Genomic DNA, 14,618 nt, shown 5'->3' with positions numbered 1-14,618 from the left:
TCAGCCACGTGGTCGCGTCGCTCAGTGCCGACCGGTCGTGCGTATCGTGATGTTGATCCTGCCCCCGCCGAGGTGGTCCAGCCGTCCCGCATCCGGTGCGGTTCCCGCTTGGATCGATCGGACCCCGTGATAGGCGAAGCGGGCAGGTCCGCCGAAGACGAAGGCGTCGCCCGACGCCAGGCGCAGATCGTCAAAGGGGCGGTTGCGAGACTCGGTGTTCCCGAAGCGAAAGAGGCACGTATCGCCGAGTGACAGGGAGACGACGGGCGCGGAATCGAACTCGTCTTTGTCCTGGTGCATGCCCATCTTCGCGTGCTCGTCGTAGTAGTTCACAAGTGCCACATCCGGGTGGTAGCAGGCAGGATCGAAACCCCACGCGGCAGCGGATCCCGGGGCGAAATCCGCGGAGTCCTCGACGACCGTGACTGCCGACTGCAGAACCTGCCGACCCAGCCGGGTCATCCAATCGGGGAAAGGCAGCACTACCTTGTCGTTGACGTCGACGGCACGCCGGTCGTAGCGCCCGGGCTGCCAATGCCAACCCAGACCGATCGTCGTCACACTCATCGGATGGCCCGCGATCGTCGTGGCATGGGGTGGTACCGGACCGGACTGCCATTCGGCGTAGCGGGCGATGATCCACTGCTGCGCCTCGGAGGACAGGAAGCCTGGCACCCAGACCGCGCCGGGTACGACGATTGTCGGTCGGCGGTCGAAAGCCTCATCGGCGAAGAGCGAATCCATGCCTACCAGGATGCCAGAGACGGCAAGGAAACCGCGGGGTCGGGGACTGTCTGTCACCGACCCCGCGGAGTCATCAAGAAAAAGCTGAGCGGTCCGACTCAGTGGCGGTCGGACTCAGAGGCAGACCGATTCAGAGTTCGCCGACGGGGACCTGTTCGTCGGCGAGTCGATCGGCGGTGACGTTGTTGCCGATGAGCGCGCGGAGTTCGTCGCCATAGTCCCAGACATTGACGTTCATGGCCGCGGTGACCGTTCCGTCACGGTGCCAGAAGACGATGAACTCGCCGCTGGACTTGTCGCCGCGGATGACGACGTCGTCCTCGGTGGCGCCGCGGCCGACGTATTCCATACCGAGGTCGAACTGGTCGGTGTAGAAGTACGGCTGCCAGTCGTAGGACTTGGTCCCTCCGCTGATCGTCGAGGCTGCGACCTCGGCCTGGCGCACCGCGTTGTCCCAGTGCTCGACGCGCAGACGTTCACCGCGCAGAGTGTTCTGCGCATTCGCAATATCGCCGATCGCCAGCACGTTGCCGTCCGACGTGCGCATCTGTTCGTCGACGATCACTCCGTTCTCGGTCGACAACCCTGCCGAGGATGCCAGGTCGATGGCGGGATGGCGCCGATTCCGACCACCACGAGATCGGCCGGGACGCTTCCGGCGGAGGTCTCGACGGCCTCGACCGCGGAGTCACCGGTGAACGCGGTCGTATCCGCGTTCTTGAGGAAGTTGACTCCGTTCTTCCGGTGCAGGTCCTCGAAGTATTCTCCAAGCTCCTGTCCGAGGACGGAGGAGAGCGGGGGAGCGTCGGTACGGAGGACGACCGTGACATCGCTGCCGTGGGACTTCGCCGCTGCCGCGACTTCCAGGCCGATCCAGCCGCCGCCGATGACCGCGACCTTCTTGCCGTCGCCGAACTGCGAGCGGATGGCCACTGCATCCCCGGCATCGCGGAGAGTGTGGATATTGCCCAGCTGGACGCCCGGGACGTCGAGTGTGCGGGGCACCGCTCCGGTCGCGAGGATCACCTGACCATAGGACAGTTCTCGTCCGTCCTCGAGGTCGACCGTCTGGGCATCCGTGTCGATGGAGGTCGCCGAGGTGCCGAAGAACGTCGACACGTTGTGAGCGGGATACCAGTCTTCGCCTCGGAGCGCCGAATCGGCAGGATCCGACCCTTCGATCATCACCTTCTTCGACAGGTCCGGCCGGTAGTACGGAGCCGCAGGATCGGCGCCGACGAGAGCGATCTGCGCCGTGTAGCCGGCGTCGCGCAGTGATTCGACCACGGTGCCTCCTGCGAGGCCTGCGCCGATGACGACTGTTCCGAATTCTTCTGCCATTGTCGGTCCTTTCGTAGAGGGGACTCTCTTTCGACTCTACTCGCCGGGATCAAGGGGCTCCACCGGATCCGCCCCAGGTGACAGGCCGTGCCGGTCGATCCCCGTCTGGGGCCGCGCGATTTTGGTCGAACGCCGGGAGCAGGCGTAAGCTGAAACCGGAAGAGGGGCTTTAGCTCAGTTGGTAGAGCGTTTCGTTCGCAATGAAAAGGTCAGGGGTTCGATTCCCCTAAGCTCCACAAGAACGGATTCGGAATGACGATGAAGACGACGGTCATGACCGGCATCCTCGGACTGGCCGGCGTTGCCCACTTCTCCCGGCCCGCCCTTTTCGACTCCATCGTGCCGCCTCAGTTGGGCAACCCGCGCTTCTGGACCTATGCCAGCGGCATCGCTGAACTCGGCTGCGCGGGACTGATGGCGAACGCGGGGACACGTCGCCTTGGCGGCGCGGCATCCGCGGCGCTCATGGTCGGCGTCTTCCCTGCCAACATCTACACTGTGGTCAAACACTGGGACGTTCCCAGGGGCCGGGCCATTGCTTTGGCGAGACTGCCGCTGCAGATCCCGCTCATCTGGGCTTCGGCCGCGATTGCCGCAGACACCGACTGAATCCTGCACCGCGATCAGATGCCTGCTACGCATGCCGATGAGGCGCGTGCCGGGTCAGGACAGCCCGAGCAGCTTTCCGCTCTTCGACAGTTCCGGATCCGTGCAGGAGGACAGGTCGAAACAGCAGGGACGACGTTTGCCCGACTCGAGCTTCGAGATCGCGACGTCGACACGACGAGCACGCGTATCCGCGTTCTTCGTCGCCTTGATCCAGCGCACCCATTCCCACCGTGCCATCGGAGTCAGGCCGGACCACACATCGTCGAGACCGCCGGCAGAATCGAGCGCGGTGCGGAGGTCCGCGGGAACCGTGACCTCCGGCCAGTCCTTCGTCGGCGTCAGGCCGACCTCGACCGCCGTTCCCTCTTTCGCACCGAGCTTCTTCCATTGGTCCTCATCAAGACTGATCCAATGGCCGCGAAGGCCATCGGGTTCGACGACAGTGCTGAATTCCGTGCCGTCGAGGGTGCCGGTGACGGCCACCTGCCCGCGGGAGGGCAGCTGATCGCTGGCGTCCTGGGGCAGGCGCAGAATCGGACGGTCGGCCAGCAGCTCGGCGGTCGCAGTGAACGTGACGTCGGCACTCGTGGTGGTCATGATGACTCCTCATGGAACGGATTCGGGTCCGGATAGTCGGCTTCGACTGAAGCGATGACTTTAAGAATAGCGGCCCGAGTCCGGGCTGACTTCTCGATTCCTGACGAGTCAGCCGATCGAGCGACCTACCCACTCCGGACGCTCCGCGACGACCTGAGAGATCCGCTCGGCCACGGTGTCCGGGAAGGGCACGACGCGATCCGTGGTCTGATCGACGTGGAGGGCCATGATCTCCTCGGTGGACACGAGCCGGTCCCCGACATACATCTCATAGGCCAGGTGCAGCTTCTTCTCTGCGGCACTGACGAGGCGCGGGACGACGGTGAGTCGGTCGCCGAGAGCCGCCTCGTCGAGGTAGCGGATATGGGATTCGACCGTATACAGGGACGCCTTCTGGGATTCTCGGTAGGCGGCATCGAGGCCGAGCTGATCCATCACCTGGTCGGTCGCGAATCCGAAGACGAGGACGTAGAAGGCCTCGGACATGTGACCGTTGTAATCGATCCACTTGGGCACGACCTCAGTGCTGTACGTGCTCAGCTTCGACGCCGAGGCGGTCGCCGCCGTCGGTGCGGAGGACGGGGGAGCAGAAACCGCGGCGGGGGATGCCGGGTGCCCCGAAGTGCCGTCCGCCGACTGGGCTTTGCTGGCGTCTGGCGTGGTGTCCAACTGCGCCGTGAGCCGACGCAGGGCGATGATTCCGGCATCACGATGAGCCACGAGGTCGGCAATGGAGCGTTCACCGGCTTCGATATCGCAGCCGGCCACGACATCATCTCGCAGCTGCTGGCTGAGCTCGGGAGCGTTCAGGCGCGTCCACGGGGACTTCAGCGACGGACCGAAATGGTCGAGCATATGCGCCATACCGCCCTCACCGCCGGCGAGGTGGAACGTGAGCATCGGCCCCTGGAACGGCCAACGGAGGCCCGGACCATCGGTGATCGAGCGGTCGATCTGCTCGACCGTGGCCTCGCCCTGCTCGACCATGTACAGGGCCTCCCGCCACTGTGCCTCCTGCAGTCGGTTGGCGATGAAGCCGGGGACTTCGCGGTCCATGCGGATGACGGACTTGCCGATGTGGGTGAAGAAGTCTGCGGCCCAGTCGACAGCGGCGGCCGACGTGGACTGTCCGCCGACGACCTCGACCAAAGGGATGAGGTAGGGCGGATTGAACGGATGGCCGACGAGGAGCCGTTCGGGGTGGGCCGCCTCGGTGGCCATCTCGGTCATGCTGTAGCCCGAAGTCGACGAACTGATGACGATGTTCGGTGGGCAGACCTCGTCGATCTGGGCGAGGAGACCACGCTTGAGTGCGAGATCTTCGGGAGCGGACTCCTGGACGAAGCCGGTGCCCGCGACCGCCTCGGCGAGGTCGGTGTGGATCGACCACGCGGTTCGGTCGGCGCCTGCGACCATGTCGAGTTCGGCCAGGGCCGGCCAAGCCGCGTCGAGGAGTCGATTGAACTTCTCGCCGGCATCCGGAGCCGGATCCCAGATCTTCACCCGGTACCCCTGGGCGAGGAAGTATGCGGCCCAACCGCCGCCGATCGTTCCGGCGCCGACGCAGGTGATGGAGCCGATCGCATCGAAGTCGGGGAAGACCGGCGAGCTGGGGGCGGGCGCGGCGTGGGTGGAATCGTTCACAGATCGTCTCCTGTGATGGTCGGTGTCTGCACGCGCAGATCGAGGATCTCGCGGGCCTCATCGGGGGTGGCCACGGACGAGCCGAGGCTTGTGATGATCTCGACGGCGCGAGCGGTGAGATCGGCGTTCGTGGCTTTCACTCCCTTGGACAGATAGAGGTTGTCCTCGAGTCCGACGCGGGCGTGACCGCCGGCGAGCACGGAGTGGGCCACCCACGGCAGTTGGTTGGCGCCGATGGCGAAGGACGTGAACTGCGCACCCTTCGGCAGCATGTTCACCATCGCCGCCAGCAGTCCCGGATCGGCAGGGGCACCATAGGGAATGCCCATGCACAGCTGGTACAGCGGCGGGGCGTCGATGAGTCCCTCTTCGACGAGGACGTTGGCGAACCACAGATTTCCGGTGTCGAAGATCTCCAGCTCGGGACGCACGCCAAGGGTCTGGATGCGTTTCGAGCCTTCGCGGAGCATGTCGGGGGTCGAGACGTAGAGGTTCGATCCTTCGCCGAAGTTGAGGCTGCCGCAGTCGATCGTGCAGATCTCGGGCAGCAGCTCCTCGACGTGGGGGAGACGGTCGAGGGCGTTGACGAGGTCCGTGCCGGGCATCGTGGTCAGCGGATCCTGTGGGTCGATGACGAGGTCGCCGCCCATTCCGGCGGTGAGGTTGATGACCGGGTCGACATCGGAGGCGCGGATGCGGCGGACGACTTCGCGGTAGTAGGCGACCTCCCGTGAACCCTGTTTGGTCTCGAGGTCGCGGACGTGGATGTGGACGACCGATGCTCCGGCGCGGGCCGCCGCGATGGCATCGTTCGCGATCTCCTCGGGGCTGACGGGAACGTGTTCGCTCTTGCCGGTGGTGTCTCCGGCTCCTGTGACAGCACAGGTGAGGATGACCTTGCGGTTCATGATGACTCCTTCAGTCGATCGGTGGATGTATCGGTTGTGTGTTCTGTTGTGGTCGGGAGCACGATGGCGCGGCCGAGGTAGGACCGCAGCCGCAGCGAGAGGGTGTCGGTGTCCATCACTCCGGTGAGCACCTTGATGCCGAGGCCGTCGAGCAGGGAGGTCAGCTCATCGGTCATGGCGCGCGGATCGCCGGCTTGGAAGCAGCCGGTCCGCTGACCGTCCTCGATAGTGGACTGGACGGTGCGCGACCAGCGTTCGTAGCTGGGCGGATAGTTCGTCAGTGTCGAGCCTTCCAGGGCCATTCGGGCCCAGGCCTGCAGCCAGATCGACCATTCGCCGCGTTCCGTTCGCCCCAGCGGGGACTGCAGCTTCAGCAGGCGTTCGAGCCTCTGTGCCGGGTCCGCAATTTCATCGAGCCACGCGATCTGGCGGTCGAATGCGAGTTTAACCGAATAGTCGAGAGCGGCGTCGAAGAGGTCGGATTTGTTCGCGAAGTAGTAGTGGATGCTCGGGGCTGAGACTCCGGAGGCGGCCGCGATATCGGCGATGCGCACGGCGTCGAAGCCGTGCCGGCCGAACAGCGTCCATGCCGCTTCGGCGATGCTGCGTTTAGGATTCGCATCCTCGTCGCTGTCTGGAACGGTCGCCGTGTTCGGGGGAGGAGCGGAGACCTGTGATTCGTCCCCGAGCAGCCACCGGACGGTCACGCCGGTGGCGGTGGCCACGCCGAGGAGCTCATCGGCGGTGAATCGGCGGCGACCGGACAGCGCCTTGGACAGTTTCGTCTCGTCGATGCCGATAGCTGCGGCGACCTCGCGCTGCTTGAGTCCCGATCGCCCGATGGCATCCCGGGCGCGGAGGCCGGTGGCCTCGGAGCTCCGGCTGTGCTCGGAGCTCTGGTCGTCCTCGCGATGGGGATGATCCTCGGTGTCGGACGTCTGCGCACCATTCATGAGGCCGAACCTACCTCAGCAACGAGACCTGTCGCAAGGCAATATGAATAATAGTCAGAACTTGCGATTTGTAGTTCGGGCGAGGAATTCGTGTCGATCCGCACCGTCCGATCCATCACAAACCGGTTCTCTGCGGTTAGTCTCGTTATCGGTGGGCGATCCCCACCCCCATCGACCGCCCCGAGGAGCACCCATGACCGACAGTCTTCATTCCCGCATGCACGTCGTCTCCGATGAGACCCGAAACCTCGTGAATCTCGTGCTCGAGTACTCGCGCCGTCGGACTCTGGCCGAGGACACCCCGCTCGACCATCCGACTTCAGAGACCGAGCTGCGTCGACTGGCCGGGCCCACCGTCACCGAGGAGGGGCTGGGGTCGGCTCGAGCGCTGGCGATCTTCGAGCACATCTTCGCCCCCGCCTGCATCTCCACCGACCATCCGAAGTATCTGTCGTTCATCCCCAGCGCCCCGACGAAGGCGGCGGTGGCCTTCGACCTCGTCGTGTCCGCCAGTGCCCTCTACGGTGGTTCGTGGCTCGAAGGTGCCGGAGTCGTTCACGCCGAGAACGAGGTCCTGCGCTGGCTGGCCGGAGAGTTCGGGCTGCCTGCAGGCGCCGGAGGGGTGTTCGTCCAGGGCGGGACGATCGGCAACCTGTCTGCCCTCGTCGCCGCCCGCAACGCACAGAAGGAGAAGCTCGGTGAGACTCGGCCGGGACGTTGGGTGATTGTATGCAGCGCCGAGGCGCACTCCTCGGTCGCCTCTGCGGCCGAAGTCATGGATGTCGATATCGCACCCGTGGCCACCGGGGACGACGGGATCCTGCGCCCGGAGGGGGTGCGTGAGGCTCTGGTCGAACACGGGGATGCCGTGATTGCGGTGGTGGCCACCTCGGGGACGACGAACTTCGGCACCATCGACGACATCGCCGGCATCGCCGCACTCAAGCACGAGTTCGACTTCTGGCTCCACATCGACGGCGCCTACGGTCTGGCCGCGATGCTCTCACCTCAGGCACGTCACAAGTTCGCCGGAGTGGAGATGGCCGATTCGCTCATCGTCGACCCCCACAAATGGCTCTTCGCCCCCTTCGACGCCTGTGCGCTCATCTATCGCGACCGAATTCGGGACGGCGAGCGCACACGCAGAAGGCCGAGTACCTCGACACGCTCACCGATGCTCAGGACTGGAGTCCGTCGGACTTCGCCATCCAGCTGACGCGTCGGCCGCGCGGTCTGCCGCTTTGGTATTCGCTGGCCAGCTATGGTGCCGAAACCTACCGGGAGGCGATCGGCCATTCGATCGATCTGGCCCGTGAGATCGCCACGGAGATCAAACACCGCGAGCATCTGCGGCTCGTGCGCGAACCCGAGCTCTCGGTCGTCGTGTTCGAACGCGACGGGTGGCGGCGTTCGGATTATGACGCATGGTCGGATCGTCTGCTCGAGGACCAGCGGGCCTTCGTGGTGCCGAGCTCGCATCAGGGGCGGCCGAATGCCAGGTTCGCGATCGTCAATCCGCTGACCACGTTCGACGACCTCACCGACATCCTCGATTCGATGGAGTGAGTGTCGCGGTCGACGTTGGGTTTCTCTGACCTGACGGCCGCGCAGGGGTGACGGTCGCTCAGTCTTCGGGGGTATCCTCGGTGGTGGTCGTCGGCTCCGATCGGGGGCGGAGTTCGACGATGAAGGCCGGAAGGAGCGCTTGGGTGATCGGACCGATCCCCAGCGCATAGAGGACCGTGCCGACGCCGACGACTCCGCCGAGCAGCCAGCCGATGGCGACGACGCTGACTTCGATGAGGGTGCGCACCAGCCGGATCGACCGACCGGTCACGCGGGAGAGGCCTGTCATCAGTCCATCGCGCGGGCCCGGCCCGAATTGGGTTCCGATGTACATCGCCGAGGCGGCCCCATTGAGGACGACGCCTGTGACCATGAGCGCGACGTTCCATCCGAGTTCCTCCGGCCGGGGCAGGAACAGGCGGGTGAGGTCGAGCGCGGGGCCGACGAGGAGCGCGTTGAGGATCGTGCCGATACCCGGCTGCTGGCGCAGGGGGATCCAGATGAGCAGCACGAGGAACGCCAGAATGGTGACGATGGTCCCGAAGGTCAGCGGCACATGATTCTGGATGCCGGAGTGGAGGACGTCCCACGGCATCATGCCCAAACCGGCATTGACCATCATCGCCATCGAGGCACCGAAGAGGTAGAGGCCGAGGAGCAGCTGGGGGAGGCGTATCCAGAGTCGTCCGCCGCGCAGCTGCGCGATGGGGCCGACATTGGCCAGCTGACGTTTCGGTGCTCTCATCGTGGTCATCCGGTGGCTTTCTGTGCTCTGAGGTAGTGGTCCTCTCATTCTGACCGAAATTGGTCTTGCGTGAAATAGCCACTTGCAGGAAAGTGGTCCTATGGAGGTCGGATCATGAGCACAGTGGCCCTCGGAGCGAAACGTCTGGCCAGTGTCATCGGGGACGGCCCGTGGAAGACACCGGCCTTCGAATCCCTGGCGGCGGCCGTGGCCGCAGCGATCACGGACGGACGTCTGCCGGTCGGTGCCAGACTGCCGAGCGAACGGGAGCTTGCCGTGGCCGTGGGCGTGTCCCGGACGACGACGGGCCGGGCCTATGCCCACCTGCGAGAACAGGAATTCATCGTCACCCGACGCGGTTCCGGCAGCATCGTCCAGCTGCCCAGTGTCCCCGGCGGCCGCATCGACCACCTGCTCTCACCATCCGGTGCCGATGAGACCGAGATCGACCTCACCTGCACAGCGCCCGTCGCAGCCCCTGAGATCCTCGACGCCTATGAACGCGCACTCTCGCGTCTGGGCGCCTACCTGCCCGGGACCGGCTACTATCCGTCCGGACTTCCGGTGCTGCGTGAACTCATCGCCGAGCGCTACACCAGTCGCGGTGCACCGACGGATCCCGACCAGATCCTCATCACCTCCGGGGCCCTCGGCGGGGCGGCCATCGCCGTCCGCGCCCTCCTCGACGGGGCCGCGCGCCTCGGCGGGACTCGGTCGACGTCGCGAGTGCTCGTCGAAAGCCCCACTTACCCGAATGCGATCGCCACACTCGAAGGCGCGGGTGCGAGTCTCGTGACCTATCCGCTCGAGTTCTGTCCCCAGGGGCACCATTGGGACATCGACGCCATGGACCAGCTCATGGGGCAGATGCGTCCGCGCAGCGCCTATCTCATCCCCGACTTCCACAATCCGACCGGCGCCCTGCTGCCCGACGCTCAGCGCCGCGATCTCGCGGAGGTTCTGGGGCGGCATCGAGTCGTGCCCGTCTTCGACGAATCCCTCGTCGAACTGGGGCTGGAGGAGGGGCCGACGCCCACTCCGATGTCCGCCCTGATCTCCGACTCGGTGACGGTGGGCAGCGTGAGCAAGATCTATTGGGGAGGTCTGCGCATCGGATGGATGCGCATTCCCCGCCACAGGGTGGACCACTTCGCGTCCTCCCGACTCGGGCTCGATCTGGGAGCGCCGGTTCTCGAACAGCTCGTCACGGTCGAACTCATGGCCAACCACGAGGCGGTCGTCGCCGAGTGCCGCACTCGGCTCAGAGCCGCCCGTGACATGCTCGCCGCGCAGGTGAGGGCATGGGTGCCCGAGTGGAAGCTCATCGTCCCCTCCGGTGGTATGGCGCTGTGGGCCGAACTGCCGGAGGCGCGGTCCGGGGTGCTCTCGATCGCTGCCAGGAACCACGGACTCCGCCTCGTCGCCGGGCCGAACTTCGCTCCGGCCGGTGGACTCGATCGTTGGGTGCGCCTGCCCTATACGGTGACGGAGACCGAACTGGAACAGGTCGGGCCCAGGTTGGCCGCCGCCTGGGAGGAGGCGAAGTCGATGGCTGGACGGGGACCGACCAGTCGGGCCCGCATCGTGGCGTGAACACCACGTGCAGGGGCGGAGAACCTGAGTACGATGAAAATATGGGAGACGACAGCGGACTCAGTCATGATGAACAGTATTCGACGGCGACGACCGTTGAGGAGTTCCGAGCCAATATCGCCGAGGTGGAGCGCCGGATCGCCGCTGCCGCCGAACGCGCCGGCCGGGAACGGACCGAGGTCGAACTGCTGCCCGTGAGCAAAACCGTTCCCCAGGAGCGCATCCGCCTGGCCGTGGCCGCCGGCTGTGCGAAATTGGGCGAGAACAAAGTGCAGGAAGCCCACCGCAAATCCGAGGAGATGGCCGATCTCGACATCAATTGGGCCGTGATCGGGCACCTCCAGTCCAACAAAGCCAAGGACGTGGCGAAGTTCGCCGGCGAATTCCAAGCTCTCGACCGGCTCAAGGTCGCCCGAGCACTCGATCGCCGGCTCCAGGCGGAAGGCCGCAGCCTCGACGTGTACGTGCAGGTCAACACCTCCTCCGAAGACTCCAAATTCGGCATGCCGCCGGAAGAGCTTCTCGGCTTCCTCGGAGAACTGCGATCGTTCGACTCCCTCAAGGTCCAGGGCCTGATGACCTTGGCTATCTTCTCCTCGGACATCGACCGCGTCCGTCCCTGCTTCGAGCTGCTGCGCGGTCTGCGCGACCAGGTCCGCGAGGCCGATCCGGATCTCCTCGGCCCGGCGGCTGTCGATGGGCATGTCCGGTGACTTCGAGGTCGCCATCGAAGAGGGCGCGAACTGTGTGCGCGTCGGCCAAGCGATCTTCGGCAAGCGCTCCCTGCCGGATTCCTACTACTGGCCCGACACACACTGACTCTCAGGGGCCGATAAGTGCACAGTTCGACCCTGCAGGTGCTGGTGTGGTTCGGCGGAGCGGTGCTCGGAGGCATCCTCGGTGTTGGGATCGCTGGCTTCGCCGGCCTCGCCGAAGCGGCACTGACCCCGTGCCTCATCGCACTGCTCTTCCTCACGTTCTTGGAGCTTCCGTTCGACTCGGGTCTGCGTGCTCTTCGTGATCGTCGTTTCCTCGCACTTGTGGCCGGGATGAACTTCGTCGTCGTTCCCGCGGTCGTCGCTGGTCTCATCGCGGTCTTCGACATTGCTGATCCGATCGTGCCCGCAGTGCTCATCGTTCTGCTGTGCCCGTGCATCGACTACGTCATTGCGTTCACGCGAGCTGCCGGAGGTGCCGCCGACCAGCTGCTGATGCTCACCCCGATGCTGATGATCGCTCAGCTGCTGTTGCTGCCGGTCCTGCTGTGGGCGATCACCGGCGGGCGAACGAGCATCGATCTGCCGATTCGGCCCCTGGGCGAAGCGCTGCTGCTGTTCATCGTCATTCCACTCATCGCCGCCGTCCTGGTTCGCACCCTAGCCCGCAGACAGCCCCGGGTGGATCGCGTCGTCGAATCGGCCGCAAAGCTGATGGACCCGGTGATGGCCCTGACTCTGCTAGTCATCACTGCCTCGGTCATTCCGGTGATCGCTGGTTCTGCTGGGCATTTGGGCACTGCGGCGTTGGTCTTCGCAGTCTTCGCGGTCGTGATGGCGGTCGCCGGGTGGATCCTCACACGCGCGACGAAGATGGCTGCAGACCAATCCCGAGCCGTGATCCTGTCCGGGGTGACTCGCAATTCACTCGTCATGCTTCCCCTCGTTCGGGCGATCACCGGAGAGAGGAGCGGCCCCGCCGCAGTCGTGACCCAGACCCTCATGGAACTGATTGTTCTGCTCATCCTTGTCCGCATTCTGCCTCGGCTGGTTCCCGCGACTGCCGTGTCCGAAAACCGCTAGTATTCCTGCGCTTCACGGCGGAGAATGGGACTATGTTCACGTCCGACCAGTGCTATCAGGCAGTCACCTCGCGTGACCGCCGGTTCGATGGCATGTTCTTCACCGCGGTGCGCACCACCGGGATCTTCTGCCGTCCCTCGTGCCCGGCGAAGACACCGAAGCGGGAGAACGTCGACTTCTTCGTCACAGCAGCTGCGGCCGCCGATGCCGGATTCCGAGCCTGCCGGCGGTGCCGCCCGGACGCCAGCCCGAATTCTCCACAGTGGGACACTCGAGGTGACATTGTGGCTCGGGCCGTAAGGCTCATCCGTGACGGTGCCGTCGACCGAGGGGGAGTCGAAACACTGGCCGCCGAACTCGGATACAGCACACGTCAGCTCGGACGCCTCATCCATGCCGAACTCGGCGCAGGGCCTTTGGCTTTGGCCCGCACTGAACGCGTTCGGACTGCCCGAACACTTATCGAAGTCACATCGATGCCGATGAGCGACATCGCCTTCGCCGCCGGATTCTCCAGCATCCGACAGTTCAACGACACTTTCCGCGAAATGTACTCGATCAGTCCCCGTCAGCTGCGCAGCCCCGGAACCGACCAACCTGTGGCCGATGAGCTCAACCTGAGACTGGCCTATCGTCCGCCGTCCGACTTCTCACATCTGCTCGAGTACTTCGCTGTCCGAGCCGTGCCCGGGATCGAAACGGTCGCGGACGGGGCGTACACCCGTTCGCTGCGACTGGCCCATGGCCCGGCAGTGATCACCGTGCGACAAGGAGCCGGAGATTTCGTCGATTGTCGCCTCCGCCTGGCCGATACCAGAGACCTCGGCAGCGCCGTAGCCCGGACTCGCCGAACCTTCGACCTCGATGCCGACCCCGCGGCGGTGGCAGAGACTCTGCGATCCGCAGGCTTGGCCCGCCTCGTCGACGACTGGCCCGGAATCCGTTCGCCAGGGCACAGCGACCCTGTCGAACTGGCCCTGCGCACCGTACTCGGGCAGCAGATTTCGTTGGCCGCGGCGAGTACTCACTTGGGGCGACTCGTAGCAGGAGCCGGAGAACCGCTGCCGCCGGAACTTGTAGTCAACGGCGTGGACAGACTGTTCCCCACCGCCGAGGCGATCGCTGCTGTCCCCGCATCGGACTGGGCTCTGCCAGAGAGCAGGATCCGCACAATTGCAGCTCTGTCGTCGGCTTTGGCAGATGGAAGCGTGGACTTGGGGGCTGGGGCCGACCGGGATGAAGCAAGCCGGAATCTGTTGGCACTGCCGGGGATCGGCCCCTGGAGCAACGGCTATATCCGGATGCGCGCACTTGGCGACCCCGATGTCTTCGTGGACTCCGACCTCGGCGTCAAGAAGGCGATCGCCGAACTCAATGAGACCTCAGCTTTCATCGGGGACTGGAAAGAGCTCTCGAAGAACTCCAGCCCGTGGCGTTCGTACCTCACCCATCTGCTGTGGGCCCATCACGCCCGCCGTGTCGAAAGGACACCCTGATATGACCACCTCGACGAACACCTCGTCTCACACTGATCCGACAACGGAACCGAGCGGAACCATCGGACTGCCGGTCGCCTCGGCGCCGGTGTATTCGACCATCATCGACACGGAGATCGGACCGGTCTCCTCAACTCGGACGGAACCCACCTCACCGGTCTCTACCTCGACGTCTCCGAGGCGATCGATGCGCGCCTGCACAAGACGTTCGGCGTCGATCCGACACCGGCCGACGACCTCGAAATCTTCGAGCGCACGAAGGCCCAGCTGGGGGAGTACTTCGCCGGTGAGCGCACCCGGTTCGATCTGCCGTTGGCGGCAAAGGGCACCGAATTCCAGCGGCAGGTGTGGCAGGCACTGACTCAGATCCCCTATGGCAGCACCGCCGGCTACGGAGAACTCGCCGAAATGGCGGGCCGACCCGGCGCTGCGCGAGCAGTGGGCGCGGCGAACGGCAAGAATCCGATCAGCATCATCGTCCCCTGTCACCGTGTCATCGGCGCGGACGGCTCCATGACCGGCTACGCCTGGGGCGAGGACAACAAGCGACACCTGCTCACCCTAGAAAACTCCCTCTAATTACTACCTGACGGCGGCCCAGCAACCTCGCGCGAGGTTGCTGG

The 14,618-nt window shown here is 65.1% G+C and carries 13 protein-coding genes, 1 tRNA gene and 2 pseudogenes; 8 read left to right on the top strand and 8 right to left on the bottom strand.

The window, feature by feature from the left end; all coding sequences use genetic code 11:
* Positions 1-21: 21 nt before the first annotated feature.
* The 3 genes and pseudogenes from AC2W7L_RS14100 to AC2W7L_RS14090 form a co-directional block, all read right to left on the bottom strand.
* Complete coding sequence (locus AC2W7L_RS14100) at positions 22-744, bottom strand: alpha-ketoglutarate-dependent dioxygenase AlkB family protein (protein ID WP_486004938.1); 723 nt, start codon at positions 742-744, stop codon at positions 22-24.
* 130 nt (positions 745-874) lie between these two features.
* Positions 875-1,093, bottom strand: a complete 219-nt coding sequence (locus AC2W7L_RS14095) for an oxidoreductase C-terminal domain-containing protein (protein ID WP_486004957.1) — start codon at positions 1,091-1,093, stop codon at positions 875-877.
* A 144-nt stretch (positions 1,094-1,237) separates the two neighbouring features.
* Positions 1,238-2,085 (bottom strand): annotated as a pseudogene (locus AC2W7L_RS14090) (NAD(P)/FAD-dependent oxidoreductase); the annotation flags it as partial.
* Positions 2,086-2,248: 163 nt separating this feature from the next.
* On the opposite strand from AC2W7L_RS14090, the gene AC2W7L_RS14085 reads away from it, so the two are divergent.
* Both AC2W7L_RS14085 and AC2W7L_RS14080 read left to right on the top strand, forming a co-directional pair.
* Positions 2,249-2,321 (top strand) — tRNA-Ala (locus AC2W7L_RS14085).
* A gap of 16 nt (positions 2,322-2,337) precedes the next feature.
* Positions 2,338-2,694: a DoxX family protein gene (locus AC2W7L_RS14080; RefSeq protein ID WP_486004937.1), complete on the top strand. Its 357-nt coding sequence runs from the start codon at positions 2,338-2,340 to the stop codon at positions 2,692-2,694.
* Between the two features lie 54 nt (positions 2,695-2,748).
* Here the strand turns inward: AC2W7L_RS14080 and AC2W7L_RS14075 are convergent, their stop codons facing one another.
* The 4 genes from AC2W7L_RS14075 to AC2W7L_RS14060 form a co-directional block, all read right to left on the bottom strand.
* Positions 2,749-3,291 carry a YdeI/OmpD-associated family protein gene (locus AC2W7L_RS14075; RefSeq protein WP_486004936.1) on the bottom strand — a complete coding sequence of 181 codons (543 nt, stop codon included), beginning with the start codon at positions 3,289-3,291 and terminating at the stop codon, positions 2,749-2,751.
* A 108-nt stretch (positions 3,292-3,399) separates the two neighbouring features.
* Complete coding sequence (locus AC2W7L_RS14070) at positions 3,400-4,935, bottom strand: 3-hydroxyacyl-CoA dehydrogenase NAD-binding domain-containing protein (RefSeq protein WP_486004935.1); 1,536 nt, start codon at positions 4,933-4,935, stop codon at positions 3,400-3,402.
* The gene (locus tag AC2W7L_RS14065; protein WP_486004934.1) at positions 4,932-5,843 is read right to left on the bottom strand and encodes a beta-keto acid cleavage family enzyme; all 912 of its coding nucleotides are present in this window, start codon (positions 5,841-5,843) and stop codon (positions 4,932-4,934) included. The genes AC2W7L_RS14070 and AC2W7L_RS14065 overlap by 4 nt, the downstream gene beginning before the upstream one ends.
* Complete coding sequence (locus AC2W7L_RS14060) at positions 5,840-6,796, bottom strand: TetR family transcriptional regulator (protein WP_486004933.1); 957 nt, start codon at positions 6,794-6,796, stop codon at positions 5,840-5,842. The genes AC2W7L_RS14065 and AC2W7L_RS14060 overlap by 4 nt, the downstream gene beginning before the upstream one ends.
* Before the next feature lie 193 nt (positions 6,797-6,989).
* Here AC2W7L_RS14060 and AC2W7L_RS14055 point away from each other — a divergent pair.
* A pseudogene (locus AC2W7L_RS14055) lies at positions 6,990-8,362 on the top strand (pyridoxal phosphate-dependent decarboxylase family protein).
* Positions 8,363-8,420: 58 nt separating this feature from the next.
* Here AC2W7L_RS14055 and yczE read toward each other — a convergent pair.
* The gene (gene yczE / locus AC2W7L_RS14050; protein WP_486004932.1) at positions 8,421-9,107 is read right to left on the bottom strand and encodes a membrane protein YczE; all 687 of its coding nucleotides are present in this window, start codon (positions 9,105-9,107) and stop codon (positions 8,421-8,423) included.
* A 114-nt stretch (positions 9,108-9,221) separates the two neighbouring features.
* Between yczE and yczR the strand changes: the two genes are divergently transcribed.
* From yczR to AC2W7L_RS14025, 5 genes are all read left to right on the top strand, one after another.
* Positions 9,222-10,700: a MocR-like transcription factor YczR gene (yczR, locus tag AC2W7L_RS14045; RefSeq protein WP_486004931.1), complete on the top strand. Its 1,479-nt coding sequence runs from the start codon at positions 9,222-9,224 to the stop codon at positions 10,698-10,700.
* 41 nt (positions 10,701-10,741) lie between these two features.
* Entirely contained in the window at positions 10,742-11,413 is a 672-nt protein-coding gene (locus AC2W7L_RS14040; RefSeq protein ID WP_486004930.1) for a YggS family pyridoxal phosphate-dependent enzyme, read from the top strand.
* Between the two features lie 123 nt (positions 11,414-11,536).
* Positions 11,537-12,499, top strand: coding sequence for an arsenic resistance protein (locus AC2W7L_RS14035; RefSeq protein ID WP_486004929.1), 963 nt, complete (start codon positions 11,537-11,539; stop codon positions 12,497-12,499).
* 32 nt (positions 12,500-12,531) lie between these two features.
* Entirely contained in the window at positions 12,532-13,995 is a 1,464-nt protein-coding gene (locus AC2W7L_RS14030) for an AlkA N-terminal domain-containing protein (protein WP_486004928.1), read from the top strand.
* Between the two features lie 183 nt (positions 13,996-14,178).
* Positions 14,179-14,574 carry a methylated-DNA--[protein]-cysteine S-methyltransferase gene (locus AC2W7L_RS14025; protein ID WP_486004956.1) on the top strand — a complete coding sequence of 132 codons (396 nt, stop codon included), beginning with the start codon at positions 14,179-14,181 and terminating at the stop codon, positions 14,572-14,574.
* Positions 14,575-14,618 lie beyond the last annotated feature (44 nt).

It is taken from the genome of Brevibacterium sp. LAARM3_SD1, from assembly GCF_057364765.1.
This window is presented reverse-complemented; position numbering and strand designations above follow the sequence as displayed.

Coding starts and splice junctions, on each gene's coding strand:
- AC2W7L_RS14100 (WP_486004938.1), bottom strand. CDS start 744: ATGGATTCGCTCTTCGCCGATGAGGCTTTCGACCGCCGACCGACAATC.
- AC2W7L_RS14065 (WP_486004934.1), bottom strand. CDS start 5,843: ATGAACCGCAAGGTCATCCTCACCTGTGCTGTCACAGGAGCCGGAGAC.
- AC2W7L_RS14080 (WP_486004937.1), top strand. CDS start 2,338: ATGACGATGAAGACGACGGTCATGACCGGCATCCTCGGACTGGCCGGC.
- AC2W7L_RS14040 (WP_486004930.1), top strand. CDS start 10,742: ATGGGAGACGACAGCGGACTCAGTCATGATGAACAGTATTCGACGGCG.
- AC2W7L_RS14095 (WP_486004957.1), bottom strand. CDS start 1,093: ATGGAATACGTCGGCCGCGGCGCCACCGAGGACGACGTCGTCATCCGC.
- AC2W7L_RS14060 (WP_486004933.1), bottom strand. CDS start 6,796: ATGAATGGTGCGCAGACGTCCGACACCGAGGATCATCCCCATCGCGAG.
- yczR (WP_486004931.1), top strand. CDS start 9,222: ATGAGCACAGTGGCCCTCGGAGCGAAACGTCTGGCCAGTGTCATCGGG.
- AC2W7L_RS14075 (WP_486004936.1), bottom strand. CDS start 3,291: ATGACCACCACGAGTGCCGACGTCACGTTCACTGCGACCGCCGAGCTG.
- AC2W7L_RS14030 (WP_486004928.1), top strand. CDS start 12,532: ATGTTCACGTCCGACCAGTGCTATCAGGCAGTCACCTCGCGTGACCGC.
- yczE (WP_486004932.1), bottom strand. CDS start 9,107: ATGAGAGCACCGAAACGTCAGCTGGCCAATGTCGGCCCCATCGCGCAG.